21 protein-coding genes and 1 pseudogene are annotated in these 26,249 nt (G+C 41.5%); 10 read left to right on the forward strand and 12 right to left on the reverse strand.

The window, feature by feature from the left end; translation table 11 throughout:
* Positions 1–194 precede the first annotated feature (194 nt).
* Positions 195–1,514, forward strand: a complete 1,320-nt coding sequence (locus H6G97_RS04360) for a hypothetical protein (RefSeq protein ID WP_190939480.1) — start codon at positions 195–197, stop codon at positions 1,512–1,514.
* 12 nt (positions 1,515–1,526) lie between these two features.
* Here the strand turns inward: H6G97_RS04360 and H6G97_RS04365 are convergent, their stop codons facing one another.
* Complete coding sequence (locus H6G97_RS04365) at positions 1,527–2,447, reverse strand: lysylphosphatidylglycerol synthase domain-containing protein (protein ID WP_190939481.1); 921 nt, start codon at positions 2,445–2,447, stop codon at positions 1,527–1,529.
* Positions 2,448–2,787: 340 nt separating this feature from the next.
* Here H6G97_RS04365 and H6G97_RS04370 point away from each other — a divergent pair, with 340 nt between their 5' ends.
* Both H6G97_RS04370 and H6G97_RS04375 read left to right on the forward strand, forming a co-directional pair.
* Positions 2,788–3,357 (forward strand): DUF6658 family protein, encoded by a 570-nt coding sequence (locus H6G97_RS04370; RefSeq protein WP_190939482.1) that lies wholly within the window; start codon positions 2,788–2,790, stop codon positions 3,355–3,357.
* Between the two features lie 98 nt (positions 3,358–3,455).
* Positions 3,456–4,043, forward strand: coding sequence for a hypothetical protein (locus H6G97_RS04375; protein ID WP_190939483.1), 588 nt, complete (start codon positions 3,456–3,458; stop codon positions 4,041–4,043).
* Positions 4,044–4,253: 210 nt separating this feature from the next.
* Here H6G97_RS04375 and H6G97_RS04380 read toward each other — a convergent pair whose 3' ends face one another.
* On the reverse strand, positions 4,254–5,126 hold the full coding sequence (locus H6G97_RS04380; RefSeq protein ID WP_190939484.1) for an S-methyl-5'-thioadenosine phosphorylase: 873 nt from the start codon (positions 5,124–5,126) through the stop codon (positions 4,254–4,256).
* A gap of 469 nt (positions 5,127–5,595) precedes the next feature.
* Here H6G97_RS04380 and H6G97_RS04385 point away from each other — a divergent pair, with 469 nt between their 5' ends.
* Entirely contained in the window at positions 5,596–6,723 is a 1,128-nt protein-coding gene (locus tag H6G97_RS04385) for a metallophosphoesterase family protein (protein ID WP_190939485.1), read from the forward strand.
* Positions 6,724–6,787: 64 nt separating this feature from the next.
* On the opposite strand, the gene H6G97_RS04390 is transcribed toward H6G97_RS04385, so the two are convergent.
* Positions 6,788–8,023, reverse strand: a complete 1,236-nt coding sequence (locus H6G97_RS04390; protein ID WP_190939486.1) for an FIST signal transduction protein — start codon at positions 8,021–8,023, stop codon at positions 6,788–6,790.
* A 369-nt stretch (positions 8,024–8,392) separates the two neighbouring features.
* On the opposite strand from H6G97_RS04390, the gene H6G97_RS04395 reads away from it, so the two are divergent.
* Entirely contained in the window at positions 8,393–8,638 is a 246-nt protein-coding gene (locus H6G97_RS04395; RefSeq protein WP_190939487.1) for a Calvin cycle protein CP12, read from the forward strand.
* A gap of 628 nt (positions 8,639–9,266) precedes the next feature.
* Here the strand turns inward: H6G97_RS04395 and H6G97_RS04400 are convergent.
* From H6G97_RS04400 to H6G97_RS04410, 3 genes and pseudogenes are all read right to left on the reverse strand, one after another.
* Positions 9,267–10,030 (reverse strand): annotated as a pseudogene (locus tag H6G97_RS04400) (IS5 family transposase).
* A 119-nt stretch (positions 10,031–10,149) separates the two neighbouring features.
* A complete protein-coding gene (locus tag H6G97_RS04405) occupies positions 10,150–10,593 on the reverse strand; it encodes an LptA/OstA family protein (RefSeq protein WP_190939488.1) in 444 nt (147 codons plus the stop codon).
* Positions 10,594–10,700: 107 nt separating this feature from the next.
* Positions 10,701–11,624: a nucleoside hydrolase gene (locus H6G97_RS04410; RefSeq protein WP_190939489.1), complete on the reverse strand. Its 924-nt coding sequence runs from the start codon at positions 11,622–11,624 to the stop codon at positions 10,701–10,703.
* Positions 11,625–11,640: 16 nt separating this feature from the next.
* Between H6G97_RS04410 and H6G97_RS04415 the strand changes: the two genes are divergently transcribed.
* Positions 11,641–12,072 (forward strand): nucleoside deaminase, encoded by a 432-nt coding sequence (locus H6G97_RS04415; RefSeq protein ID WP_190939490.1) that lies wholly within the window; start codon positions 11,641–11,643, stop codon positions 12,070–12,072.
* Positions 12,073–12,150: 78 nt separating this feature from the next.
* Here H6G97_RS04415 and rbsK read toward each other — a convergent pair whose 3' ends face one another.
* From rbsK to H6G97_RS04435, 4 genes are all read right to left on the reverse strand, one after another.
* On the reverse strand, positions 12,151–13,077 hold the full coding sequence (gene rbsK / locus H6G97_RS04420; RefSeq protein WP_190939491.1) for a ribokinase: 927 nt from the start codon (positions 13,075–13,077) through the stop codon (positions 12,151–12,153).
* A gap of 93 nt (positions 13,078–13,170) precedes the next feature.
* On the reverse strand, positions 13,171–14,058 hold the full coding sequence (locus H6G97_RS04425) for a NotI family restriction endonuclease (protein ID WP_190939492.1): 888 nt from the start codon (positions 14,056–14,058) through the stop codon (positions 13,171–13,173).
* Positions 14,055–15,143, reverse strand: coding sequence for a DNA-methyltransferase (locus tag H6G97_RS04430; protein ID WP_242054800.1), 1,089 nt, complete (start codon positions 15,141–15,143; stop codon positions 14,055–14,057). The genes H6G97_RS04425 and H6G97_RS04430 overlap by 4 nt, the downstream gene beginning before the upstream one ends.
* Before the next feature lie 4 nt (positions 15,144–15,147).
* The gene (locus tag H6G97_RS04435) at positions 15,148–16,335 is read right to left on the reverse strand and encodes a cysteine desulfurase family protein (RefSeq protein ID WP_190939519.1); all 1,188 of its coding nucleotides are present in this window, start codon (positions 16,333–16,335) and stop codon (positions 15,148–15,150) included.
* 213 nt (positions 16,336–16,548) lie between these two features.
* On the opposite strand from H6G97_RS04435, the gene H6G97_RS04440 reads away from it, so the two are divergent.
* The 4 genes from H6G97_RS04440 (at position 16,549) to H6G97_RS04455 (ending at position 22,054) form a co-directional block, all read left to right on the forward strand.
* Complete coding sequence (locus tag H6G97_RS04440) at positions 16,549–18,180, forward strand: DUF655 domain-containing protein (RefSeq protein WP_190939493.1); 1,632 nt, start codon at positions 16,549–16,551, stop codon at positions 18,178–18,180.
* Positions 18,181–18,456: 276 nt separating this feature from the next.
* Positions 18,457–19,266, forward strand: coding sequence for an ABC transporter permease subunit (locus tag H6G97_RS04445; RefSeq protein ID WP_190939494.1), 810 nt, complete (start codon positions 18,457–18,459; stop codon positions 19,264–19,266).
* Between the two features lie 702 nt (positions 19,267–19,968).
* Entirely contained in the window at positions 19,969–21,807 is a 1,839-nt protein-coding gene (locus H6G97_RS04450; RefSeq protein WP_190939495.1) for a bifunctional serine/threonine-protein kinase/formylglycine-generating enzyme family protein, read from the forward strand.
* 103 nt (positions 21,808–21,910) lie between these two features.
* Positions 21,911–22,054: a hypothetical protein gene (locus tag H6G97_RS04455; protein ID WP_190939496.1), complete on the forward strand. Its 144-nt coding sequence runs from the start codon at positions 21,911–21,913 to the stop codon at positions 22,052–22,054.
* Here H6G97_RS04455 and H6G97_RS04460 read toward each other — a convergent pair.
* Positions 22,041–23,603: a phytoene desaturase family protein gene (locus H6G97_RS04460; RefSeq protein WP_338421577.1), complete on the reverse strand. Its 1,563-nt coding sequence runs from the start codon at positions 23,601–23,603 to the stop codon at positions 22,041–22,043. The two genes, H6G97_RS04455 and H6G97_RS04460, sit on opposite strands and share 14 nt — an antisense overlap.
* A 451-nt stretch (positions 23,604–24,054) precedes the next feature.
* The gene (locus tag H6G97_RS04465) at positions 24,055–26,172 is read right to left on the reverse strand and encodes a caspase family protein (RefSeq protein WP_190939498.1); all 2,118 of its coding nucleotides are present in this window, start codon (positions 26,170–26,172) and stop codon (positions 24,055–24,057) included.
* Positions 26,173–26,249: the final 77 nt, after the last annotated feature.

Genomic DNA, 26,249 nt, shown 5'->3' on the forward strand with positions numbered 1-26,249 from the left:
ACAAGTAAGTAATTTCACTGGACTATTTGATGAAGTATTAAACAATTTATCTTTAATACTTTATTTACAGTCTTAGTTAATTAACTTTATGTAAAAAGATTCCTGAATATCAGAAGAATAGATTGATGCTACTGTTCGCCAGGGTTAAGCTGGTAATAATATGAACAGGAAGGCTTTTTGTCCTGATACCTGAAATGACAGCTAATAGTTTATCAATTAGTCAAAAAGATCCCGATTGTGTTACATCTGAGTCTAGACAGGTAAATGTGCACATTGCACAAGAGGAGGTTTATAGCTTCTTCGTGGAAATTGTCAAAAAATTGCCCCCAGAAGATGTTTTAAGAGAATTTAAAGGTTTATTTATAGATGGTCTTGATTCGGAAGATGCTGAGTATATACCTGGAATATATAGTATTTTTCTAGATGATAATGAACAAGACTTTTCTAGTACACTTAAGCGCTGTTGCTACATTATAGTTAATAATTGGAAAACCAACAGAAAAGACAAATATATCCAAGAACTAGTAAATATATTTATTAATGAAAATCTGAAGATAAAGTCTAATAATCCTCCAGTAGTAAAAATTTGTAAAAACTGGATAGAGAATTTTGTTAATAGCAAAGATTACAAAGACCTGAAATTATTTGCTATTAAATATGAAGAATCAGCTAAAGGTCATTGGGCTAACCGTTACACTTCCTATTTATTAATTGATCAATCTGTTAATGATAAAAATCCCAGAGAGCAACAAGAAGCTGCTAGAAGGCTTTCTCAACAGATAAAAGACAAATTTAAATTTGAACTAGCAATGTATATTGCTCGTTCTCAATCTGCCGTTTCCAGCACCACACGCTATACAAACCCAAGTATTTTGGGAGATCAAGCTTTGCGTTTAATCAAAGCAATTGTCTTAAAAAAAGGTGTGTTTAGCCATGAAAATATTGCCCATATATTTATTAAGCAAACTCAAAATCAAACTTTGGAAGAATTTAAAATAAATGTGGAAAAATATCTATTTTTCTCTGTAGAAAATCAAGAATTAGTTAAGGATTGGCGGCAGAAATTCGCAGATAGTTTATCTTTATGGAAGAAAGATTATAATCAAGAAATTATTACTAAAGAATTATTTTTGAGAACTTGTAATCGAGTGATTGATTGCTTGACAACAGAAAAGGCAAAAGAGCCTTCGTTATTATTTACATTATTGCTTAACCAAGGTCATGCTTTAACATTAGTAATAATCCTGTTAAAGATTATTTTGATTTGTAGAAATTCTCGCAGACATTTAGAAACTAGAATTGCTCATCTGATTCGTTTATATGAAAAGTATCCAGAAAATGAATGCAAGGGGGTAATAAATTTTATGGAGATTTTTAATATCACTTTTGCAATTTATGCAGAAAATGTAGAATATAACTTGATTAAAATGGAAGAAGAGGAAAGGAGTAATCCACAGTTAAATTTGGATGGTTATCGTGTGTTTTCCCAGATGAAGGTAGATCGACAAAAATGAGTTTTGTCTTATTTATGATTTAGCAAGGCGTTCGTCTAACCAAGCGAGGGCAGCACCCGCAGTTTCAGCTAGAATACTAATGAGGCGATACAGAGCGATCGCACTAAATACTAGAGCAGATGGAAAGTGGTGTCGTAAAAGTTCATACGCAGTCGCTTCAAACACACCTAACCCACCAGGCGCACCCGGAATCACAAGCCCCAACAACCAAGCGCAGCTAAAAGCCCCTAATAATAAAGGAATTTGATTCACATTCAACGAACCCAAGGCGAACATAGTTAATATAAACCCAGTGGCGCGTAGTCCCATAAAGCCCAATTCTCCTAACAAAGGTCGTAAGGGATAGCTTTTAAGACTGAAGGGAACAGTTGGTTCAGCGGTAGTAGCAGATTTTTTTGCTTTCAATTTGTACAAAAAGCGAATAACTGGGTTTAAAAACCAAGGATGAATCGCACAAAAAACTACAGCTAAACTCAGTAATTGTAGTATTTTTAGAACAAAAGTACTATTAGCTGGCGCAAATTGGCTACTGCATAAAACAATGATGATTAAAGCAGCCGTTAGCATGAGTAGCGGTTCTAACAAAACGCTTAAGGTGGCTGCACCAGCAGAAACATTGGCATTTTTTGCAGCGACAATTCGCCCGTAGTAATGCCACATATTACCTGGTAAATACTTAGCTATGTTCGTTTTTAGGTAAACCTGGATGAACTGGGAAGACGATACAGGTTGATTTAACTCTTGCAGAATCCAAGTCCATATCCAGCCTGCCCAAGTATGTGCTAATAAAGTAATGCCTGTAGCGATCGCTATAATTGCCCATCCTACCGCATCAATGTGGATAGTAGTTACTCCAATCCAATTATCCTTCAGAGCTTTTACTAAAAAAAACAGCGTTCCGCCCAAAATTATCCAACGTAAAAATTGCTTCATGAATTTAGTAATTTAACGGTTAGAGCAACAAGGGCTGAATACCTCAATTATTACAGTATATTAACGACCTATTCAAAGCTTTTGAAGTATCAAACAGGTTGATGTAGTTCTTTTTACAAAAACTATATTACTTTATTTTATATCTCTCTAGAGTTAGATAAAAATATTATTCTTGTGGTAATTAAAATGTAGCTTGCGCTAGAGGTCAAGCGTATTTTATTATTCATATCCTTAAAACAGGTTGTCGAATGAGCGAACCAAGACAAGCACAATAACTTGCTGACCACTCCAAAGATTCAGCAAACTCTTAACTTATTAATATTTTGGTAAGGAGGACTACGTGAACGCTGTAAGACTATTCTTGAAAAAAATAAGATTGCGCCAGATAGTAACTATCTTTTTAGCTGGACTATTGTTGATAGTTAGCACTGCTTGTAGTGGGGCAAATGCTCAAGGTGCAAATCCACAAAATCCTGCTGTACAAGCTGGTGGATCAAACAATCCTTATAAGAATGGTGGAGACAACTATACTAACAATAGTATGTCTACCGATCCGAAAATAACAAATCCAAAAGCCAATCAGGGACGCGACCAAGCTAGCTTACAACCAAGTTCGGAATTGTTGATTGCTACAACAGATAGAGAATCCAAGATACTTTATCCTGGTGCTGAGACACCAGCAGGTCGAATCGAGAAAGAAGCAGAACTACCAATTATCACAGATCAAGACTTCCGAGAACCTGAACCAGGTGGTTTGATTCAGGATGAACCAAAGGTAGGAAATCGGATTCAAGATCGGCTTGAGATTGTAAAAGAGAATGTTGAAGAAGCTTCCGGCTTTTTGCAAGATAAGGCAGATGAAGCTGCTGCTAGACCTGAATTACAAAAAAATCCAGCAGTAGGCAGATAAAACTCTTATTCTTTCTGAATGCCTTGGATGTAAAATTAATTCCAAATGCCGTCTTGGTTGAAGTTTAACTTAGTCACAAAAATGCAAGGAGTAGAAGTATGAAAAAAGCAATGAATTGGCTCAAAAGCATTCGTCCCTTGAAAGTTTTAACTGTTTTATTTGCAGGAATATTCTTATTTCTGACACAAGCTTGTGCTGATCCGGGAGTAGCAAAAGAACCACCACAGGCTGAGTCACCTTATCTCGAACGATATGATCCCACAAAAGATTATCCTCTCTCTTCTCCTGAGGGTGGGATGAATAACTTTAGTGATGTAGATCCCAGAGCGAAATTAGATGAAAAGGCAGCTAATGACAGAGGTGATGCGCTGGCGAAAAATTCCCAAAAAAATATTGACCAAAAGGGAATTGACAGCCCAGAACAATATGGTCGAAATTACAAACAAGGTACACCCTTTGGTGAAAGAGTGAAGAACTTGGGTGAAGATATCGGCAGTTCAGCTAATGAATTGGGAGAAGGCGTAGTTAAGGGTACTCAACGAGGAATTGAAAATCTTAAGGGAAATACCCAAAATGCAGCCGAAGGCGCGACAAAGAATGTTCAGCGTGGGGCTGAGGATGCAGGTAAAAATGTTCAGCGCACAGCTGAAGATGCAGGCAATGCAGTAAAAAGAGCAGTTGATTGAAATTAGTCATCTAATGTAAAAAGCTGAAAGCGCCCACAGATTAGAGTCTGTGGCTACCAAAACAAAGCCTGCATAAGCAGGCTTTGTTTTAGATAATCCGCATTGCGTTCCCCTATATTAAAAACGTTACGCTTTTACGCAAACGATAGTGCAACGTTAGCGAGTCATCGATCATTACAGGCGATCGTAGACATCGCTCATTCATCACTACTACAAATATTTCTGCAATAATAACCCTAACTTTTCCTTCGTCGCCGTTGGTACTTTATCCAACTGAGTCAAAATCGCATATTGCAACGCAGAATGCGCCTCACTCGGTGGTGGATTTTCACTCAACCGCCGTACAGTTTCTTGAATCACCTTTTGAGCATTCGCAGCATTCCGCAGCAAATTGCCAATTACTAATTCTACAGTCACACTGTCGTGATCTGGATGCCAACAATCATAATCTGTCACCAGCGCTAAGGTTGCATAAGCAATTTCCGCTTCTCTTGCCAATTTCGCCTCTGGTAAATTCGTCATACCAATGATTGTTGCACCCCAACTGCGGTAAAGATTCGATTCTGCCTTCGTGGAAAAAGCTGGGCCTTCCATGCACACATAAGTACCGCCGCAATGGAGAGTAACTTCTGGTAAATTGAGAGATGCGATCGCATCTGCCAACACAATAGCCAAATTCTTACAAATCGGATTGCCAAAGGCAATGTGAGCAACAATTCCCTCACCGAAAAACGTTGAAATCCGATTTTTTGTCCTGTCAATAAACTGATCTGGCACCACCATATCCAGTGGTTTCGCCTCTTCCTTCAAGGAACCCACAGCACTAGCTGAGATTAAATACTTCACGCCCAATTGTTTCATCCCATAGATATTAGCGCGAAACGGTAACTCAGAAGGTAAAAGCGTGTGGTTGCGACCATGACGCGCCAAGAAAGCTACCCGTGTACTATCCAATGTCCCTAGGATCAAAGCATCAGATGGTGAACCAAAAGGAGTTTCGACTCGCACCTCTTCGACATCTTTGAGCGCATCCATTTTGTACAGACCGCTACCACCAATAATCCCGATACTAGCTTGAGCCATGATTCTGAACCTCTTCTTTGCTGATCTGCTAAGTTATTTTATCGAAAAGAGGAGTAGCAGAACAGACAGTCAACAAAGTGACTATATATATTTTGTGCAGCTGACACTATTAGATATCTGGTAACAATAGAATGTAAAGACTTAGTGGTCTCCACAAGGGTGCTGGATAATGCATATTTCATTTCTGGGGATGTCTATTGAATTATTACTCATTAATTCTTGGTTTAGGCGCAGATATAACAATCCTGAATCAAACGCGCAGAAATAAGATCCCAAATTTCCAATAATTTATTTTTGGAGATTAATGGCTAGGATTAGCCCTTAACTTAATCGTCACCATAGTGTGTAATCAATACTTCATGTATACAAATGTTAAATAGACGTACTCATGAGCAGGGAGAGAAACTAAGGGTTATACTTTGGGAAAAAGGCTTGTTTTAACACCTGCGTTTAACATTTTCATAAATTAATGACTCTCAATTTTCGCTTTGCGGTAGTCAGCGACTTACACGTTGCACTTCCCCACACCATCTGGGATCATCCCAGCCGATTTCATCTGGTGGAAGTAAGTATTTCGGCATTTAAAAGTGTACTAGAACATTTAACACAACTCGATTTAGATTTCTTGTTACTACCAGGAGATTTAACTCAGCACGGCGAACCAGAAAACCATGCCTGGTTGCAACAATTTTTAGCCCAGCTACCTTTTCCCGTTTATGTTGTTCCTGGTAATCATGACGTTCCTGTGCTGTTGGCTGATCAGCAATCAATTGCTTTTGCTGATTTTCCCTACTATTACACGAAATTTGGTTATGAAGATCCACGGCAGATTTACTACATTCGTCAGTTATTGCCTGGAGTTAAGCTGATTGGGCTGAATTCTAACTCTTTTAATGAGCAGGGTGAGCAGGTGGGGTGTTTGGATGCCAAACAGCTACAGTGGTTAGAAGAAGTGCTGGCAGCATCTGGTGATGAATTAGTTCTAGTGATGGTGCATCATAATGTGGTTGAGCATTTGCCCAATCAATCGAACCATCCACTGGCAAATCGGTATATGCTGGCCAATTCAGCAGAACTGTTAGACTTGCTGAGGCGCTACGGAGTCAAGTTAGTGTTTACTGGGCATTTGCACGTTCAGGATATTGCTTACTCCCAAGGAGTATATGATATTACCACTGGCTCTTTAGTTAGCTATCCTCACCCTTATCGGGTGCTAGAGTTTCATCGGGATAGCCAAGGTAAAGAATGGTTAGAAATTTTATCCCATCGGGTAGAGTCAGTGCCTGAGTTCCCCGACTTGCAACAGTCATCACGGCAATGGATGGGCGATCGCTCTTTCCCCTTCCTAATCAAATTATTGACTCACTCTCCATTAAACTTACCGTTATCACAGGCAAAAAAATTAGCTCCTAGTTTGCGTGACTTCTGGGCAACTATTGCCGATGGAGATGCGGTGTTAGATTACCCTCATTTTCCCCTAGAAGTGCGGCGCTACATTGAGACATATAGTGCATCACAGCCTAACCCAGGCATGACCACTAATGGGAATTTGACTATGATTGATAATAACACCACACTTTTGCTGGATAAGAGTTAGGAGTTGGGAATTTAGAGTTGGAAATTTGGAGTTAGAACCTAATTCATAACTCCTAATTCAGCACTCATAACTGATTTTGGCGACAAATTCCAAATGCTGAAGTATAGGCGTGTAAAAAAGTTCTGCCACCTACAGGGCCGATTTCACCGCCACAGAAAAAGCCACTTACAGGAATATCGTTCAGGTAGCGCCGAAATAGTTCAGAATCGAAATTGGGTTTACCATACAATCCTTCACCTCGCCCTAAACAGGAAAACATTAAGGCGGCTACAGCAGAGGGTTCAGATTCTCGTTGGTGTTGATAACTTTGCAGGAGTAATTCTAGGTCGTCAGCAGAGGCTTGGGCATCGCGGAGGTGGAATTGCAGCCTTTGCCCAGGACGGACGCGATCGCCAATTGCGATCGCCCCAGCAGTTGGATCGACCCCAAGAATACCACGAATTAAAAAGTCCCCTTGCTGCAAAGCTAACTTAAATTCATCCATTGCCACACCAACAAACAGAGAATGCTGGGCTAAAACCCGTTCTTCTTCGTTGAGACTGGCAATTAAATCTCGCAACACCATTAGAGGCACTTTCTCATCTAACTCTAAAATAATATTGCGATCGGCTTTTGTGACTTGCAATGGTTTGCCAATCGGTCGGCATCCTTGGGCTACAATCGTTTCCAAAACAATATTGCCAGTCAAAGCTATACCAACAGTACCCTCACGATACAGGCTTTGGTGTTCTTCACTGCTGGCATCGTTACAAAATAGGGCAGCACGACCACCTATACCCCCACCACTAGCCTGTCCTCCCACTATTACAGAGCCTGGATAAGCAAAATCCAAACCTTGCAACAAATCGTTGATTCCAGAGGCAAAAGAACTAGACAACAAGATAAACTGGGGTGTCGGTGATGGTGGCACACCAATCAAATCAAGCCAAGCATCTGGTGAACTGTCTAAATCAGGTAATTCTTCAGCTACAACATGAAATACTTGAATCTTCACTCCTGGAAGGTGTGCTAAAGTCAAGCTGATAGCTGGTTCAGCTTCTAATTCTTGGATATCTCCGCTAACTGTTGTCCCAATTACACCTCCACCACTACAGCCAATTAGCACTGGCACAGAAAGTTTCTCAGCTAACAACGGTAACAGTCGGGAATACTCACTCGTAAAAGCAGACGAAATGAATACCAGTCCTAGATCAGCAGGTGCTGTTAACGATGATACAGCTCGTTCCACCACATCTGTAACAGCGGCTTCCAAAGAATGACGGGTTGATAGGGCGTTTGCCCACTGCATTTGGTCTGCCATGAGTTTTGAGCTTCTTTCTCTTTTTAGGCTAGTAGGTTTAGATTTTTTTTGTGAAGAATTGCATATTACAAGAATTGATGCCAGCTCTTTGTCTCCTCCATCCCAAGAAGCTGGGGTTGTGATTCCTTAATAGAGGCATATAAATATATTGTATGATTATTTATCTATGCTACTGATTCTATAAAATCTTAAAAAATAAAGGTAAATGCATTATAAATGCCGTACTTTGCTGTATTGGTTAGAAATCAATAACCTAAAATACTAACTTATGATCAGCTAAGTGGTTAGAATGGTAGGAATCAAGCCCAAAACTGCCATTTCTGAAGTTTTTCTATACTAGTATTAACAACACACAACGGGATTAAAGCAATGACCAACATCCAAGAAACAGCAAAGAGCGACATCCAAGAGAAAATCCAAGAAGAAGTGGAACAAGCGCGTACTGTCTGTGATGTAAACGGTAGCGGCTCACCAGAGTGTGCTGCTGCTTGGGATGCAGTAGAAGAATTGCAAGCCGAAGCTTCTCACAAGCGCCAAAGCAAGCCAAAAAACTCTCTAGAACAGTATTGTGATGACAACCCAGATGCAATTGAATGCCGGGTTTACGACGATTAGGAATTGAGGTAAGTGAATTTTCTGTTGCTTGATCAGCAGGCAACCAGGATTGACCGAAAAAGACGCAAATAGCGGGGGACGTGGATACTCGCCAATGTCCTCCGCTTGTAAGCGTTTTGTTTAAAGCCCCAGCTTTAGTCGTAAAGATAAAGAATAAACCCCTTATTTGAACCAAGACGCATCTCCAAAGCGAGAAACTGCGGCTTACATAAATTAAACAACAAGGTAATTTGCAATAGGGGCATACATCTGTACGCCTTTATTTTATAGTAAGTAGGCAAAATTGAAGGAGGCAGAAGGCAGGCGGAAGCTCTTCAGTTAAGGATTCGACCCGTACTGAGAAAGGAGCCACGCTCACTGCCGTACCTGCGGGAAGCTAACGCAACAGTGGGCGTTTTAAACCATGCACCCTAATTGATCACGACAGGAAACAGATAGCGCTACGGAGAGCGAGTCTGCCAGCGTTGGGCAGTTTTCCTCTCTCTTGAACTGCCTTCTGGCTAATGCCTTCCTCAATAAATTAAATTATGTTACACAATTATATTTTAATTACATTCGCTTGTAGTCAGCGGCTCCAACCCTTACTACAAACTTTTAATTATTCACGCCCCTCACTTAGAGCGTGTCATCAATTAAGCCAGATAACAGCAGCAGCAAGATAAATTGCGCTGAGAAAGTTGATTGCCCGCTTATCATAGCGTGTGGCGAACACTCGATATTGTTTGAGTTGGGCAAAGAAATTCTCAATTAGATGTCGTGCTTTGTACAAATCTCGCTCATACTCACGCTTAACAGTACGGTTGCACTTAGGCGGAATAACTGCCGTTTTGCCCTGTTGTTCAAGTCGCTCAATTACGCGTTTATCAGCATCGTATCCCTTGTCAGCCAGGACTGTATCAGTAGCAAGCTCGTTAAGCAAGACATCGGCTCCATCAAGATCACATCTTTGTCCAGGAGTTAGGTGAAAGCCGATAGGATTCCCCAAGGCATCCACCAGAGCGTGAATCTTGGTACTCAATCCACCCTTACTGCGTCCGATGGCTTCCCTAGATGCATCCCCTCCTTTGCCCCGGCACTGTGTTGGTGGGCACGCACTTCGGGTCGAGTCAATCATCGCATATTCGTTGTCTGCATCCTCGGCTAACGCTTTAAATACCCGTTGCCACACTCCGCGCTTTGCCCATCGACTGAAGCGGGTATGAACTATTCTCGTTAATCGCCAAATCGTTCGGGTAAGTCCCGCCAGGGAATGCCTGCTCGCTAACGATACAACACTGCTTCGATAAACAATCGATTATCTTTAACAGTTAGTCCGACCGTCTGTTTTCGCCCTGGTAGTAGGTCTTTGATACGTTCCCACTGGTCATCCCGCAAAGCATAGCGGCGCGTCATTTTAGCACTCCCCGATGACTCAACTCGCGCTTGGCTATCGATTTTATACTATATTCACATCTAATTGATGACACACCCTAGGTTTTCCTGAGAGATTGATGCTTTTTGAGAGAGATTGTTTACTCTGGAATCAAGTTACACTGCTTTTGTTCAAGTGAACATATTGCTCGTTTACCTTGTAAACGCTCTCCCCTCTGTGAAATTTGGACATTACCAGATAGAATAACTTGTCCTCCTGCTGGCACATATCGAATCTCATCAGCATTGGCTTCAATTTGAGCTTCTGGATATACCCAAGTAGCGTTGCCAATTGCTCTGATTTCTTTTGTACTCTCATCATAGTTTTGAACATCTGATCTAAGAGTCATTTGTCCCGTTTCAATCAATTGGGCAATAGTCTGCGCGTTTGCTTTTGTATCACCCGTTGAGTAGAGAAATGCTGAAAACCATTCAGGAATCCGCCCTGAAGTCATGGTTGGAATAACGAAAACAGCAGCGATCGCAAGTGAGGCACAAGCGACTAGAGAGGCGCGGCGATTTAACCGCCCAAGCAAAAAGTTCATTTGATTCACTCCTTGGTGGGTCTTTTGATTTAAACTTGATTGGTGAGCCTAGTCATTAGTTTTTTATGGCGAGTTTGAGTATTTACACCACCTAATTTATTAGTTTTTCATCTTGCCCATTGTCGTAAAATATAATCATAAAAAGCGTCTTTATCTACCTTATCCATTGCAGAAATTTTCCGACCACCAGTAATTACTTTAGTACGCCCCTGACTAATACCAGTAGTGATAATTTCTGTTTCCCATTCGCGCAGTTGATAAAATTCTGGATGTCCCAGATAAGCTGTTGCCAGCACATCCCAAAAATAATAATCTTGGGGGATAACTAACGCATAACATTGTCCGGCTAAATCAGAGATGGGATAGTGGCGTTGTCGTCCCATTTTGTATACTAATTCCGATGTGACTGGGACATTGTTAGTTAAATCCAAAGGACACATAATAATTTCAATTTGGGTTTGCCATACCCGCGCTGCTGAAACCGCATCCCAATAAACATTCCATTCGGCAGAACCATCTTGTCCTGCTTCCAAACTTTTTTCTACATTGCCACCGACATTTAATGCACCCCCCATCCAAACAATTTTGTGAATCTTGGCTTCAATGTCTGGTGCTTTGTCTAACGCCACTGCTACCGTGGTTAACGGTCCAGTTACCATCAACGTTACGGGGTCTGATGCCTCCTGCAACACCTTGATCATGAAATCTTGACCTGTTTCGGCAACCAAGGGCGTAGTGATGGTTTCGCTTTGATTCAGAATAGGGAGATGGTCAACGATAAACGAGTCACGGCGATATAAAGTAGGAAATGGATTGATACCGCGCACAGTACTTTCTGCTACCGGGATATAAGAAAATCCCATCAAATCTATAATTTTACGTGTGGCGCTAACAGCTGGTTGAACGTAGCAATCTGCTGGAGTGACGACAATACCAAGAAGTTCAATATGATCCATTGTCAACAGCAACATAGTTGCTAAATAATCATCTACGCCGCCATCGTGATCCATTAATACTAGTTGTTTTGTCATAAAAGGAGATATTAATATGGATGAGTTTATGAAAGCTGCTATTCAAGAAGCAAAACAAGGCAGACAAGAAGGTGGAATTCCTATTGGTTCGGTTCTCGTCAAGGATGGCAAAATTTTAGGCAGAGGACACAATAAACGTGTGCAAGACGCAGATCCAGTCACCCATGCGGAAATTGATTGTCTCCGCAATGCTGGGAGAGTTGGCAGCTATAAAGGGACAACACTCTATTCAACTTTAATGCCATGTTACCTATGCGCTGGGGCAGTGGTACAATTTGGCATTAAAAAAGTCATTGCTGGAGAATCCAAAACTTTTCCTGGTGCTAAAGAATTTATGGTATCTCACGGTGTAGACGTAATTGATCTTAATCTTGACGAATGTGAGCAAATGATGAGTCAGTTTATTGAAACTAACCCCGAACTATGGAATGAAGATATTGGTAAATAGTCGTTTGTCATTTGTCATTAGGCATGGGTTATTCCCGTTATCCTCTTGTCTCCCTCACAGATGCGATTAATCGCGTCTCTACCCCACCCCCCTTTCTTTAAGAAATGCATTAAATGTAAACCTATCCGGTAGTGAAGTTTGTGCGCCTGATTTTGTCGCCGCTAAAGCACCCGCAGCCGCACCCCAAACAACTGCCTGATGTAAAGAAAGTCCTTCAAAAAGTGCCGCCGCTAAACCGCCGTTGAAAGCATCACCTGCGGCCACTGTGTCAACTGCGTGAACTGGAAACGCGGGTACAAAAAACTTTTCTTCGGCAGTGGCACAAAAAATACCTTTGGCACCCAGTTTGACGATCGCACATTTCACACCCCGTTGTAATAAAACCGCGGCTGCTTTGGCTGCAAGTTCTTCTCCATCCACAGGAAAACCCACCAACTGCGCTGCTTCAACTTCATTCGGTGTAATAACATCTACCAATGGATACAGTTCATCTGGTAAATTAGATTGTGCGGGTGCAGGGTCAAAAATTACTTTTATATTTGCACCTTTTGCGGCTTTAGCAGCAGCAACCACGGCAGTAATAGGAATTTCTAGTTGTAAAAGTAGTGTCCTAGCTTCTGGTAATAAGTGGGATAATCGCTCTACATCTTCTTGATTGACGCGCCCATTTGCACCAGGAATGACGACGATTTGATTTTCACCAGTATGACTCACGGTGATAATAGCGACTCCAGAACTAACAGTTTGATCCACAAAAATGTTATCAGTCTGCACACCAGATGTTTGCAAATTGTTAACAAGTTCCGTACCAAAATCGTCTGCACCTACACGCCCTACTATCTGGGTAGGAATGCCCAATTTTGCTAGTGCTACGGCTTGATTGGCTCCTTTCCCTCCCGAAACTTTAAAAAATTCTTCTCCTAGCAACGTTTCTCCAGCAACTGGCAACCGTGGTGTTGTGGCTACTAAATCTATATTTATGCTGCCGAAAATGATAATACTCATAATGCTGATTTTTATTGAGCTTAAAGTTATTTTGATTGATATTACAGGAGGCGATCGCTGATAGCTCTGAAAGCAAACGCTATTTGGGAATTTTTAGCTATCATCAGTAACATCTTCATGTGTAGAAACGGGTAATGGCTGTCCGACAAACAACAAGCTGCTTTGTTGTAACTTCTCCTCAATTTGCCTTAACATTACTTCTAGTTCTACTCTTGGGCTAGTTTGTAAACCAAGACACTGTGCAATTCCATTCGCATCTGTACTCCAACGCTTTGTAAGTTGAATCCGATAACCTGAAGCTTCAGCAAGCAACTCGTAGGAGTGAAAATGCATAGGATTTCCAAGACGAGCATCTTGAATATGTTCAAAGGAAAATTCTCGTTGCATGTAATCAATAAGGCAATCTTGAACTACCAAAACAAGATGTTTACTGAGATGTTCAAACGTGTGAATTTTGTGATGAAGTTGCATCAAGATTGTCTTTGCAGTCATTTTCCAGTTCATACCAAAACCTTTCCCCGATGCGACATCCACATCTCTCACTGAAATACCATGACGCTGGAGAAAACGTTGTCGTTCTGGCCAGACTGTGCCAGTAGTATCAAGAGCTTGCAGTTCAATGCCAATAAAATCGAGGACTTTTCCTGAACGTACAGAAGCAAGACAGTAATCTATGCTGCCTCCTGGTACTGTAATTTCAGGAACAATCCGAAGTTCGTTACCAGGCTCATGAAGTGTCAATAAATGAATACAATCTGTAAAGATTTGACTACGCTCAAGAAGTCGAAATGGGTAGATAATAATGTTCCGGGCTTCTCTACCGTAAGAAACTGTGCATGAGCCGATAGTCAGGTCAGGCTCACTTTTCCTATTCTTGAAACATTTGCGAGATAGGAAAGGACAGTTTTGACTAGAGGCAATATCACTCCAGATAAGTGATTGGTTTGTAGGATTCCCGTACAATTCGACAACTTTAGTCATGACAGTAGTCCACACCTTTCATGAGCAGCAGTAATGTATTCGCCTGAAATATCAATTCCAATCGAGCTTCGTCCCAGTTGAAATGCAACCAAATTCGTTGTGCCTGTTCCTGAAAATGGGTCTAGTACAACACCAGATTGTGGACAAGTAGCCAGAATCGGAAGTTTACAGATATCTTCAGGGTAGGGTGCAAAATGAAGTTTCCTTTTTTGAGTATCTTCTGGCAAAATATCCCAAACATCGCTAGGTTTACTACCATTTGGGTGATATTTTAGAAAATAGAAGCCGCGTTCAGCAAGTTCACGCGCTCGCCCAGAAACCTTTGCTGAATCGGAGTGTGTAGTTCGTTGCTGACCGCGAATAATCATGCGAAAGTCAGATAATTTACCTAGTCGCACTTCCTGTAATATTTCATCAAGAGCCTTCAGGGCATTTGTACGTTCAAAATCACTAAGCGCTGTAGATAATTCAATTTGTCGACGATATCGTACACCAGAAACGCCTGTTGCAGAAACTACGGAACCATTGACAACCTTGGCTTGTCTCGGCTTTGAGCGAATTGCATCAACATCGTAAAAATAACGGTCTGCCTTTACAAAATGGAAAACAGGTTCATACACATTTCGGAGTTTGTCTTTTGCATTATCAGGTGCGCCTTTTACTTTATTCCAAATGACGCTGTTGCGAAGAATCCAACCTTGTTTATCGCTCATTGCTAGTGCAACTCGCCAGGGTATACCAATCAGAGATTTACGCTGATACGTATCTCCGAGATTTAGCCAAAAAGACCCACTGGGTTTAAGAATTCGCTTTACTTCACAGAAGATTCCAAGCAAATTATTGATATAGTCTTCCCACTTGTCTTCAAGACCAATTCCTCCATTAATGTAAGCTCTTTGTCCCCAATAAGGGGGAGATGTGATTACACAATCAATACAATCAGCAGGAAATAACTTTAGTAAGGCATAACTGTCAGCCTGTAAGAACAGTGGTGTGCGGTTTGATGAAGTGAGGTAATTCTTAATAGTACCTATATCCTTCAGAAGCTCGTTCTCCTCAATCATCGGAACACCTAGCGAATTCATCCTATTACTTTACTCGAATTTGAAGAAGCTGTTGCTTTAATGATTCGCTTGTCAGCCTTTGCAAAACTTGCTTCAACACGATCACTGTCCAATCCAGATCAGCTTCAGTGGTATCACGCCCCAATGTGATGCGAATTCCGCCCAAGGCAGCTTTTTCTGAATAACCCATTGCTAACAATATCGGACTAGGACTAAGTTTTCCACTGTGACAGGCAGCACCAGCACTGATACCGATGCCAGCAAGGTTTAGATGCCGTACCAAGGTTTTACCACTAAGTTTTTCCCCATCGGCATATTCTAAGCACATACTGATATGGTGAGGCAAACGATCGCAGCTATCCCCTGTAGGAATTAAACCAGGAATCTCAGCTAATTGGGCAAAGGCGCGATCGCGTAACTCAATCAACCGTGGTGTTTCTGTAGCCAATTCTTCGGCTGCTAATTCTGCTGCTACACCAAACCCCGCAATTATCGGTACTGCTTGCGTACCAGAACGCAGTCCCATTTCTTGTCCACCACCACCCAATAAGGGCATCAATTCCACGCCAGGACGCACATATAGCGCCCCTACACCTTGCGGCCCATATATTTTATGACTGGAAAGGCTAAGTAAGTCTACGGCCAGTTGTTGCACATCTATGGGTAAGCGTCCCGCAGCTTGCACTGCATCTGTATGGAACAAAGCACCATGCGATTGCACAATCTTACCCAGTTCTGCGATCGGTTGCACTGTCCCAACTTCACTTTGACCGTAAATCACCGAAACTAAAGCTGTGTTATGTCGTAACGCCGCCTTTAAATCCAAGGGATTAACTCTACCTTTAACATCTACAGACAAGCGCGTAACTTCCCAACCCCACATTTCTAGCAACTTTACTGTCTCAGAAATTGCCGAATGCTCGACGCTGGAAATAATAATATGTTGAGGAACAGCATACAATCGAGCCACACCCATAATTGCGAGATTATTTGCCTCAGTACCACCAGAGGTAAAAATGATCGATTCAGGACTTGCAGCGTTAATTAAACCGGCAACTTGAACTCTAGCTTCTTCTACAACCGTTGCCGCCCTTTGCCCCCACTCATGTAAGCTGGAAGGATTGCCCCAGTGTTGAGTCAGGACTGTTTGCATAACTGCGATCGCTTCTTTTCGAGTGGGAGTAGTGGCGCTGTAATCTAGATAAATTTGCATATAACCGATAATGGTGAGAACACACGTTGGTAGTAGGCTGCTGATCTTGTCAGCATATACAGTTTGAGTGGACAAATCCTGAAAAATCTCTGTAATGCCTCTAACAGTGAATTTTTCCTTTTACTTGGAAAGTTATTTTTCTACTTAATTCAGAAGACAAAATTTTGGGAATGATAAATATGTCTACTCCCAATCCACTTTTAACAGATTACAGTGCAACTTATCTCTAGACGAAGATATTTTTTATATATCTTTTTACTGATATTTCCCCTTGCTGCTTGTCAACGAGTCCAGTCTTCCAATCAGCGTCTACAACCTTTACCACAAGATCCGTTAGTTCAAGTTTATTTTAACCATTCTGAGTCTTCAGAATACAAAGAACCTTACCGTCAGCAAACTCGCCTTGGGGATGATTTAGAAAAACAGATTGTCGATGCTATTACGCAAGCTAAGTCTACAGTAGATGTGGCGGTGCAAGAATTACGTTTACCCAAAGTTGCCCAAGCACTTGCTGATAGACAAAAAGCTGGGGTAAAAGTCAGGATAGTTTTAGAAAATACCTATAGCCGACCTTGGAGCAGCTTAACATCTACTGAAGTAGGTAAGTTAGATAAAAGGGAACAGGAACGTTACAATGAATTTCGCAAATTTATCGATATTAACCAAGATAATCAACTCAGTCTAGAGGAAATAAATCAAAGAGATGCTTTGATAGTTTTGCAAAATGCCAAAATTCCCTGGATAGATGATCAAGCAGATGGTTCAGCAGGTAGCAGTTTGATGCACCACAAATTTGTGATTGTGGATAATCGCATCGTAATTATAACTTCAGCCAATTTTACATTAAGTGATACTTCAGGTGATTTCACAAATTCCAGCAGTTTAGGCAATGCCAATAACTTATTGCAGATTGACAGCCCAGAATTAGCATCTTTATTTACAGAAGAGTTTAATATTATGTGGGGAGATGGGCCAGGAGGTAAGCCAGATAGTAAATTTGGTTTGCAAAAACCGATACGTTTACCTAAACAGATAACTTTAGGAAACACCCAAATTACTGTACATTTTTCGCCTACTTCCCCAACTCAACCCTGGAGTAACAGTAGTAATGGTTTAATCAATAAAACTTTAGATTCAGCAACCAAATCTGTTGATATGGCGTTATTTGTTCTTTCCGAGCAGCGTCTTGCCAATACCTTAGAAAAACGCCATCAGCAAGATGTGCAAATTCGCGCTTTAATTGAACCACAATTTGCCTATCGTCCCTATAGTGAGGCATTGGATATGATGGGGATTGCTCTCAGTAACAAATGTAAATATGAAGTTGATAATCATCCTTGGTCAAATCCAATTACAACTGTAGGCGTACCTGTGTTACCTAAAGGCGATTTATTACATCACAAATTTGGTGTTATTGATAACCAAACAGTAATTACAGGTTCTCATAATTGGTCAGATGCTGCCAATCATGGTAACGATGAGACGCTTGTAGTGATTGAAAGTGCTATAATTGCTACCCATTATGTGCGCGAATTTGCTCGTCTTTATGCCAAAGTTAAACCCGGCTTACCACCAGGAATTCAAGAAAAAATTAAAGCAGAACAAACACGGTGTTCTCAGATAAAAAGTTCTTCATCAAGTGAATTACAACCAATTAAACAAATAAATATCAACACTGCAAGTCTGGAAGAATTAGCAACTCTTCCTGGCGTGGGTAAGAAGTTAGCACAGCGGATAATTATTAGTCGCCAACAGCAAAAATTTACATCTTTACAAGACTTAGAACGAGTTTCAGGAGTGAGTACTAGAACTGTAGAAAAATGGCGCGATCGCCTGATTTGGTAGCATTATCATAAAGTATAAATTGAGATGTTATCAAACATAATTCAGGAGCCAGAAGCCAGAATTCATAATTAATTTTGTACGGCTGGCGGATAGTGCAGCGTAAAGCCTGCGGCATAGCTTCGCTTAGAGCGAGTCATCGAGCATCTTGATTCTAATTTCTGAATTCTTCTTTAATGAATTCTCCAAGAGTCAAAAGGGAGGAAAAAAGTTAAAATATTGACTTATTACACAAAATATGATATTTTGTATTGCTATCAATAAAAATCATATATAAACGTGAATATCTCTCCATCTCTCAAAAAACCGCGTGTCTCATGGCAGGCGGTTTTCTCACTGCTGATATTTGTGTTCATGTACCTGCCCATACTGGTACTTGGCTTTTATAGCTTCAATCAGTCGCCCTACAGTGCAACTTGGCAAGGATTCACTCTCGATTGGTATCGCAAGTTGTTCAGTGACGATCGCATCTTATCAGCTTTGCAAAACAGTATGATAGTTGCTGCTTGTGCTGTGACAATTTCAGCAGTGCTGGGAACCTTGATGGCGGTTGGGTTGGCGCGTTACGAATTTCCTGGTAAGAAATTATATCGGGGTGTTGCTTACCTACCATTGATTATTCCCGATATTGCGATCGCAGTGGCTACCCTAGTATGTCTAGCCGCCTTTGCCATACCTTTGAGTTTGTGGACGATAGTTGCAGCCCATATAGTGTTTTGTCTCGCTTATGTCGGACTTGTAGTTGCTTCACGGCTGACTAATTTAGATCCCCATTTAGAAGAAGCGGCACTAGATTTAGGCGCTACACCAACACAAGCTTTTATCCAAGTATTGTTACCTCAATTGATGCCTGGTATTTTAGCTGGTTGTCTGTTAGCCTTTGTTCTCAGCTTAGATGACTTTCTCATTGCCAGTTTTACTGCTGGTAGCGGTTCTAACACCCTGCCAATGGAAATTTTTAGCCGCATTAGATCAGGAGTCAAGCCTGATATTAACGCTTTGAGTGTGATGCTGATTTCAGTATCTGCGATCGTAGCTCTTATAGCTGAATTAATTCGTGCTTCTGGAGAAAATAAAAGTTTCAAATAAGAGTTCAATCAATCTTTACAATTTCACCTTTTTAATTACATCAAGTAGAGTTGCAAGTTCTATGGCTTTGAGTACTATAGCGATTTCCATTCAGATGCGGTACAAGATTATATTGCAAGGTGTAGGGGTACGAGCATTGCTGTGCCCTTACGGGTGTACTTAGTCTATCTAGTGTTTGTCTTAAAAATGATAACAATGGAAAGATGGATACGAATCATGTGTTTAGTACTGCAATTTATTCTGCCGAAATTTTAAATTATCTAAATTCGGGAGTAGTAGCAAAGGATGCGATATTTCGCACCTAATGCGTAACTTTTATTATTTTTTGTAACTCTCATAAATTTTGGATTTTTTAATTGGTTCTTGACGAACTTTTTTAGATAGTGAACAACCGCTATATTAAAATGTAGTGTGCATTACGGCAAGCTAAAATACTGATATTAGTTTTATTCAGAGTTTCAATGCCCTGATGTAACTCTATTTAATTTTTTATTGTTAATCATTCTTATATTCTCATGTAAAAGATAGTTTTAAGCAAAATACCCTTAGGTTAGTTGATACTCCCTAATCTTCCTTAAAAAGGAAGGAATTAGAGCAATCTTAAACACATGAATAAACTTCCGTGTTCGCTTCTCTACATAACTGTTTTCAATTAGATAACATTGGGGCTAACTTTGGAGAAGATGCTATTTCCCCCTCATTATGCAAATCTGCCAAAATCCCAATTGCTCAAATCCATTCAACTCTGATAGCAATAGATTTTGCGTGAGTTGCGGACAAAGTAACTTTGGCAAACTTCTAAGAAATCGTTACCGCGTATTAAGACTTTTAGGTGAAGGTGGATTTAGTAGAACTTATGCTACAGAAGATGTAGACAGACTAAACGCCCCTTGCGTCATCAAGCAATTTTTCCCCCAGTTTCAGGGAACAGGACAACGCACCAAAGCAGCAGAATTTTTTAAAGAAGAGGCTTTTCGTTTGTATGAACTGGGAGAAAATCATACGCAAATTCCCAGATTATTAGCTTATTTTGAACAAGGTGCTAGCTTATATCTCGTACAAGAATTTATTCAAGGAAAAACCCTCTTACAAGAAGTTCAGCAACAAATCTATGATGAAGCACAAATTTGGGAACTTTTAGCTGATTTATTGCCAGTTCTGGAATTCATTCATGCCCATAACGTCATTCATCGGGATATCAAACCAGAAAATATTATCCGTCGTGCAAGTGATAAAAAACCTGTATTAATTGACTTTGGCGGTGCTAAACAGGTAACACAAACCAGTTTAGGAAGACAAGCTACAGTAATTTATACCCTTGGTTATGCTCCAACTGAACAAATGGCTGGATTTGCTTGCCACGGTAGTGATTTGTATGCTTTGGGTGTAACTTGTGTACGTCTTTTAACTCGATGTTTGCCTTTGCAGGATGCTTCTGGACAGGTTAATGATCCTATTTATGATGCCATGAATGCTAAGTGGTTGTGGCGTGAGCGTTTACAACAACAAGCTATTACTATCAGCGACGAATTAGGAAAAATTTTAGATAAATTACTAAAACATCTACCGAGTGAAAGGTATCAAACAGCAGTAGAAGTTCTCAACGATTTGAAATTTGCAACATTGAACATTGAACCTGTTGCCCTTAAAATTGTTTCGATACCTCAACCCATATTACCGCCGTTACCACAAAAAGTAATCGTACCATTACCTGCGTTAGAAACTTTTGAATTTGACGTAGTGACAGTAGACACAGGTGGTAGGGAAGTAAACCGCATGAGTTGTAATGCTAACTTCTTTGCCGAAGAATTGGGTAAGTCTGTCACATTAGAAATGGTATCAATTCCTGGCGGTACTTATATGATGGGTTCACCGGAGTTTGAAGGGGATGCTGACGAACGTCCTCAACATCAAGTTAGCGTCGAACCATTTTTTATGGGGAAATTTCCCGTAACTCAAGCACAGTGGAGAGTAGTAGCAGCTTTACCCAAAATAAAACAAGCTTTAAATCCCAATCCATCAAAATTTAAAGGTTTAGATAGACCAGTAGAAAATGTATCTTGGTATGAGGCTGTAGAATTCTGTCTCAGACTATCAGAAAAAACTGGACGCGACTATCGTTTACCAAGTGAGGCTGAGTGGGAATACGCTTGTCGTGCTGGAACTACAACATCCTTCCACTTTGGCGAAACGATTACCTCTGAGTTAGTCAGCTGCACTATGGAACCAAAAAGCAAATTTCGTAAAGAAACAACGAACGTCGGTAGTTTTGAAGTCGCCAACACTTTTGGATTGTACGATATGCACGGGCTAGTTTGGGAATGGTGCGCTGACTCATGGCACAACAATTACAACGATGCACCCTCAGATGGAACAGCTTGGGAAGTTGGAGGTGATATTAATCGCCGCGTGCTACGCGGTGGTTCTTGGAGTTTCAACGCAGAACTGTGTCGCAGCGCTAGCCGTAGCTGGAATGAATCAGACGGTGGACTCAGGGTTTGTGGCTTTAGAGTAGTATTTTCGGTAGAGGAGATTATTTAGCAATTTAATTGAGAGGCTGTAGAAGTTATGAACAACAGAATTGAGAAAGGTGACATAGTACTTATAAATAAAACTGTTTGCTAATATACTGGGCGACTCTGACTTGATAGGTTCGTTTGCTGGAACTGCACGAATTGATGCTCAAGTTGCTGCCGTACCTGAACCTGATAGTGTATTAGCAACTTTGGTAGCAGGTGCGGCTCTCTTGGCAACTAGATTTTATACTCAAAAAATTAAATGCACTTGATATCTTGAAGCATAGCTAAATGCTTGTTAATCGGCGCAAGTGTATTCGCAGCAATCAGCCCACTGGCGGCGACTGCTGGTAAACCAATGCCGGGAAATGTCGAGTCTCCGCAGCACATCAGCCCTGGTAGAGGTGTGCTAGGGTCAGGAAACATACCAGATCCAGCCTGAATTGCTGGGCCGTAGGAACCTTGATGACGACGGAGATAACGCTCGTGAGTTAGAGGTGTACCAACAAGTGTGATTTCGCAACGAGAGCGAATATCTGGAATGATCCGCTGTAGCGCTTGCCACATTACTTCTGCACGCGATCGCTTTTGTTCGGCATATTCTTGGTTCCTTCTATCCATTCCCTGCCAGATAGAGTATGGCTCATTACCAGGAGTATACACATGAATCACATGCTTACCTGGTGGCGCTAAGGATGGATCGAGAATTGAAGGAATTGATATCACCACAACATTCTGAGGTGCTGTTATGCCCAATTCCCAGTTATTAACTACGATGTAATGACAGCGCAAATTTGGCTGTAATCCTTGAGCATCAATACCTAAATGTAGATGCATGAAACTATCACACTCAGGTGTTGCTTGTCGCTTGCTGCGGTACTGTTGGGGTATTGCCTTTTCTGGTAGTAGCTTCAGTGTGTCCCAAACCGATGCATTAGAAATTACTGCCCGACGCGCCCGAATTTCTTGGCGATCGCGCAGACGCACTCCCACGGCACGATTACCTTCTACCAACACTTGCTCCACATGAGCGCCTAATATCAGTTTCCCTCCGTGACGCTCTAGCCCTTGTACAAGGCTGTCAACTAAAGCACCACTCCCACCAATGGGATATTCAAGTATTGCGTCTGGTCGATACCAGTCCGCAAACATAAATGCTACTTCTGCGGCACTAGTGCCATCTGCGGACAGTCCAGAAAGCAGAAAACACAACAAATTCAGCCAATTTCGGGTAAATGGATCTTTAACAACGCCATCCATAATCCGGCTGAAGGGGCCTGTCAACTTGATGACATCTGGCAGGTTTTTTGCCAAAGATAGGACAAACGGGGCTACAGTTCTAGCTGCACCCAAATCAAAGCGTAATGCGGCTGGTGGTATAGAAATTGCTGCACCAGCGAATGGTTCCATAACGCGCTGGAGTTCTTGCCATTCAACAACAGCATTATGACCACAGAATTTCATCAGCACTTCAGAAAATTGCTCGGCACCAACCGATGTGTCAAAATCACCTTCTGGCAGACAACAACCCCAAGTATCGTAGGTTACGCATGGTAATTCAGAACCAATTGCATCTAATACTTGTTTTAGGGGGTTGGTGGAGGGGCTATAAGATAGTCCAGAGTAGAGGGATGGGCCTGAGTCAAATTTGAAACCGTTGCGCTCAAAACTGTGGGCAGCACCACCAGGGATGGAGTGACTTTCACAAACCATCACATCAAAGCCGTATCGTGCCAAAAGAGCAGCACAACTTAAACCGCCAATACCGCTACCAATGACAACTATATCTGTGTTTTGCATATCCCCTATGTTTGCAACCACTCGTCTTTTTATCTTAATAAAAAGTTACTCTAGCGGCTTGTTGACAAACTGACTAGAAGCGAATTTCTGTTAAGAATCTCCTAATATTTTCAGGAATTTTCAGCAATTAGACTATTATTATTTGTTGCACTTAGTACAGCATTTCATTAATTTGTAGAGAATTAGGACTTACGCATGAGTTACGGAATAACGTAGACGCTTCGGCTTCGGCTTGCCGCAGGCTACCGCAGAGGCACAGAGAAGCCAGTGCGTTGGGCGGGTTCCCCGACTTGTAGCAACTGGCGCGGCACAGAGAAATCAAATTTTGAGAGATATTTTGCGTAAGTCCTAAGAATTAAACTTGACAATACCCGGCAATATTAATGTATCGGCTTGCATTAAAAACGCTACGCTTTTTCCCTTAAAATAGGGATACAGTCTTGACTACAAACCTTTAATTATTCACGCCCCCTTAAACCACTTGAAAACTAAAGCTAAGACTTGCCCAATTATTCACATCCAAGATATATGAGTCGGCTGCTGTGCCGTTCATCTCCGTTTTGAGATGCAAATCTTGTAGCAAGGCTTGTGCAACGTCTAAGGGATTCAATAATGCGCTAATCGGGCGTTGCTCGGCTGTGGAATACTTAACAGTACTCAAGGCGGCGAGAGTTTCGCTAAAGGGGGCAGTACTAAAAATTAGTTGTTGTTCGCAAAAGCTAGCTGGCCCTGAAATCACCCATTCGGAAGCACCATTAGTTTGGGGTAAGGTGAGGGTTTCACCTGGGGCGATGACGACTTCTTTTAGGAGGGGTTTGGTGTCGGCAGTGTTTAGTTCTTGAGGGGTTTCCCAAGGATAAAAGGCAACTGCTGTATGATTATTGTTTAATCCCAGCAAGATTAAATATACCGGGCGATCGCTCTGGTTTTCCACTCGATATTGCATTCGACTACCAATAGGCACAATGGGAGTCGGGAGAGATGCGATTAATCGCTTCTGTACTGATGCTTTAATTGAGGTTTGAGTTTTGATGGCTCTCACTGTTTCGCGCTGCATGACAATGCGAGGTGAACTGTCACTAATTATTTCTAAGGTTGCCTTGAGTGGCAAGCGGGAAGAACCTTGATTTTCGGTGACTCGCCATAACTTTGCTGCTAGCAAGATTGATAATTGTGGCGATAACCTTTGCGCTGTTAATTTTACTGCTTCTCCTACTTCCCCCATAGTATTAGGAATTATTTCGCCACCAATAGAAAATAGACCATAACGGCTGGGTGTTTGCTGTAGCTTCGCAAATAGATAATCAGCTGGTTTTTCTCCTGCGACTACGGTAGATACATGAGAAAATCCAGCAAAGGCACTTGTAGCGTCTACCCGCTCAATTCTTTCTAATCCAGTATCCAAAGCTATTGTTAAATTAATATTTCGGGGTAAAACCCGGACTGCTTCTTGGACGAGTTGCCCGACTTGTAGGGGATTTGCACCTTGAATTTTGGAAATTTGCGCTTTTGCAGTTAACCCACTCCGCGATCGCAATACTAATTCTTCTGTTGTTGCCAGGGTTAATCGAGAATTAACTCCGTAGTATAGCAGCACTTGTGCAGGTAATCCTGCCAACCACAGATGAACTGTTTTACCATCTTCTTCAATAGCTGTCACCACGCCTTCTGCACCAATGATACCGTCTGGCTGTAGAGACGTTAGATTTTGATTTTTCTGACTACTTAATAATGCTGGTTGCTGTTTACTACCCAATTGGGATAGAGAATTTTCTACATGAGAGAAGGCGACTTGAATTGTGGTGGCTGGGGTGAATTCCCACAAATACTGTGTTAAGGCGTAGGTAAATAACCCAGTAGTAAAACCAGAAAAGAACCCTTCCCTTGCTGTCTGATTTGGTTCTGAGGTAGCTGCTAAAACAATCGGAGTGCTGGATAACTTCTGAGTTTTAAGTTGTTTGAGAAAGTCGAGTTCCTCTGGTGCCAGCTTTCCTACTGATTCCTGAAGGGCACGAATTTTTAATCCTAAGACTGTGTTTGGAGCGTAATAGCTAGTATCCAATACTGCTGTTACTCGATTTGTGGGGAGCGATCGCAATAATAGCAGTAGAGTTTCTTCTAATATATGGTTGACTATTTTTTCATTTTGTGCATACTGTCCCACATTAGCTGCTACCAGAGCATTTTGCCCTGTATCCGGTGATGTTTCCAATTTGACACGGCTGCCATAGCCGCTAAAGTGAAAGACCACCACATCACCAGGTTTAGCTTGCTTACCCAGGTGATCCAAAAAAGCTGCCTCAATGAATTCCCTGCTAGCTTGTTCCTCAGTTAAGGTTAAAATATCTGAACCTTGGAAGCCAAAGCGATGAATCAAAAGTTCTCTTTGTAATTCCACATCCGTCAGGCAACCACTGAGGGCTGGAATTTGTGGGTATTGGTTAATACCTATTAACAATGCCAACTTGCGCGGACTGGGTTCTGCCAAAGCCCGATAATAGCGATTTCCCAAAGACAACCACTCAGCTTCAGTTACCCCCAATACCGCGAGTATTGAGCCAATTCTATGTAAAAACGTGCGCCGTTCCATAATTAGCCATCAGCCCTCAGCCATTAGTTAGCAGCTTACAGGGCTGAACTCTGTATTGTAAAGTTACAAAAGTGTGG

The sequence above is a fragment of the Nostoc flagelliforme FACHB-838 genome, from assembly GCF_014698065.1.
Taxonomy (GTDB): domain Bacteria; phylum Cyanobacteriota; class Cyanobacteriia; order Cyanobacteriales; family Nostocaceae; genus Nostoc; species Nostoc flagelliforme_B.